An 805-nucleotide genomic window follows, 5' to 3' on the forward strand; every position below is an offset into this window, starting at 1 on the left:
GTCACCGCGGCGGCCGTACCAGTCCGACAAGCGTCGAAGCTCGAGCGCCTCGCCGCCGAAAACAACCCACCGCAACGACAACTCAGCGGCCTGACCGGATTCCGACGCCAACCGATCAGCCTCGGCCAACTGATAGAACGCCGACGGCGTCTGATTGAGCACGGTCACCCGCTCAGCAGCAAGCAACTCCAGGAACTGCTCCGGCGACCGCGACGTCACATAATCCACAACCACCAACGTGCCGCCGTACAACAGCGGACCCCACAACTCCCACACCGAGAAGTCGAACGCATAACTGTGGAACATCGTCCACACATCGGATTCGTCGAACCCGTACACACCCTCGGTATTCGCAAACAACTTCGCCACCGTCGTGTGCGGAACCTGCACACCCTTCGGGCGACCCGTCGAACCCGACGTGTAAATCACATACGCAACATTCGACGACCGCAACGGCGCAACACGATCCGCATCCGAAACCACCGAACCATCGAACTCCGACACATCCACCGCGTCGATATCAACCACAGGCAAACCAGCGGGCAATACCAACTCACGCCCGGACCACGAAATCGCAGCCACCGGAGCAGCATCAGCCAACATGAACTCGACACGATCAGCCGGATACGACGGATCCACCGGCAAATACCCCGCACCGGACTTCACCACCGCCAACAACGCCACCACAAGATCCGCCGACCGCGGCAACGCCACCGCCACCAACGACTCCGGACCACAACCCTGAGCAATCAACCTGCGCGCCAAACGATTAGCCCGCACCGACAACTCACCATACGACAACGAC

Annotated in this window: 1 protein-coding gene; it reads right to left on the reverse strand. The window is 60.7% G+C overall.

Going from position 1 to position 805, the window contains the following annotated elements; genetic code table 11:
- A partial coding sequence (locus tag ASU23_RS19895) for an AMP-binding protein (RefSeq protein WP_156423180.1) occupies positions 1 to 805 on the reverse strand: 805 nt, incomplete at both ends.

Source organism: Rhodococcus sp. KB6 (assembly GCF_001445685.1).
GTDB classification, from domain to species: Bacteria; Actinomycetota; Actinomycetes; order Mycobacteriales; family Mycobacteriaceae; genus Rhodococcus_F; species Rhodococcus_F qingshengii.